This window comes from Flavobacterium polysaccharolyticum (assembly GCF_038739875.1).
Classification (GTDB): domain Bacteria; phylum Bacteroidota; class Bacteroidia; order Flavobacteriales; family Flavobacteriaceae; genus Flavobacterium; species Flavobacterium polysaccharolyticum.
This window is the reverse complement of record NZ_JBCGDP010000058.1, coordinates 1-1367: the sequence shown is the minus strand read 5'-3', so window position 1 is coordinate 1367 and position 1367 is coordinate 1. Positions and strand designations below refer to the sequence as shown.

At 40.3% G+C, this 1367-nt stretch carries 2 protein-coding genes; both read left to right on the top strand.

Annotated elements, in window-relative coordinates; genetic code table 11:
- A partial coding sequence (locus WFZ86_RS20060; protein WP_342693600.1) for a T9SS type B sorting domain-containing protein occupies positions 1–1075 on the top strand: 1075 nt, incomplete at its 5' end.
- A gap of 54 nt (positions 1076–1129) precedes the next feature.
- On the top strand, positions 1130–1367 hold a 238-nt coding region (locus WFZ86_RS20055), incomplete at its 3' end, for a type IX secretion system membrane protein PorP/SprF (protein WP_342693397.1).

The window sequence follows — 1367 nt, the reverse complement described above, 5'->3', positions numbered from 1 at the left end:
ATTCGTACCATTGGCTAATTACAACGGAACCGTTCCAACGATTAGCTATACATTAACCGATGGCGCTTCAACTGATACAGCAAATGTTGTCATCACAGTAACCCCAGACAACGATGCACCAGTAGCAGTAGATGACACTTATGCCATTGCGGAAGAAGGCACAGTTACTTTGACCCCATTAACAGGCGACAGTGATGTTGACGGGGATGCATTGAGTATCACTAGCATCAACGGCACGACCTTAACCCCAGGCATAGCGCAAGTGATTGCGGTAACCAACGGCACGGTAAATGTTACTGCAGCAGGAGTGATTACTTTCACCCCAGCAGCAAACTTCAATTCCGCGACCCCAGTAAGCATTCCTTATGTGATCACCGATGGAAATGGAGGAACAGCTACTGCCAATGCATTGATTACAGTAACAGTTGTTACACCAGTTATTGTTGCTACCAATGACGATTACTCGAATCAACCTATTGATTCTTCTAAAGGAACCGTTTTGGATATTTTAGCGAATGATAGGCTGAATAATGGAACAGTAAGTGTCTCTCAAGTAGTCATTACTATCGATAATTCTAATGCTACTGGAATAACAGGTGTTACAGTTGATGCACAAGGCAGAATAACAATTCCAGTAGGTATACCAGTTGGAGACTATATTTTGACGTATTCTATTTGTGATGTTGATAATCTAAATAATTGTGCCACAGCTACGATTACTATAGTAGTAAAAGATCCTTGTGATTTTGATGATAGTATCTCTTCATGTGATATTTTGGTACACAATGCTTTTTCACCAAACAACGATGGAACAAACGAAGTGTTTGTCATAGAAAGAATAGAGAACTATCCTGAGAACACCGTTGAGATCTACAACCGTTGGGGAGTACTAGTGTTTGAAGTATCTGGTTATGATAATGTCTCAAAAGTTTTTGTTGGATTGTCCGAAGGCCGTGTAACAGTAAACAAAGCCGATGCTCTACCTAACGGAACTTACTACTATGTGGTTAAATATAAAAAACCAATTAGTGGAGCCATCAACCAAAAAGCGGGTTACTTATACTTATCAAGATAAACTAAAAAAAGAATAGCCTGAGACATACAAAACTCAGGCTAAAAAAAATAAAGGATGAAAACAAGAATTATCACTTTCATTACGATGTTACTAGCTGCGGTGGTTTATGGTCAACAAGATGCACAATTCACTCAGTACATGTACAACACCATCAGTATCAACCCCGCGTATGCAGGTAGTCGCGGAGTTATGAGCATATTTGCGCTGCATCGTACCCAATGGGTAGGTTTGGATGGAGCACCCACTACTAATGCCGCCTCAATCAATACGCCTATTAGCAATAGTAATTTAG